The sequence below is a fragment of the Bacillus sp. AFS001701 genome, assembly GCF_002559405.1.
Classification (GTDB): Bacteria; Bacillota; Bacilli; order Bacillales; family Bacillaceae_G; genus Gottfriedia.
Window position 1 is genome coordinate 1 of sequence record NZ_NTZO01000370.1, and the last position, 205, is coordinate 205.

Annotated in this window: 1 protein-coding gene; it reads left to right on the top strand. The window is 60.0% G+C overall.

All coding sequences use genetic code 11. From position 1 onward, the window contains the following. Positions 1-205: baseplate J/gp47 family protein (locus CN514_RS19715; protein ID WP_176525986.1), on the top strand; the 205-nt coding region annotated here is incomplete at both ends.

Consider the following 205-nt stretch of genomic DNA (forward strand, 5'->3'; position numbering starts at 1 on the left):
GAATTACAACGTCCAGCGCCTTGTCATCACCCCTGCAGACGACACGACGTTACCGCCGACGCCTGCCGTGATGGAGTCAGACACCGACTACCGTCTGCGCATTCAGCAGGCATTCGAGGGGCTGAGTACCGCAGGCTCTACAGGCTCCTATCAGTTTCATGGCCGCAGCGCTGACGGGCGGGTCGCCGATATTTCGGTCATCAGT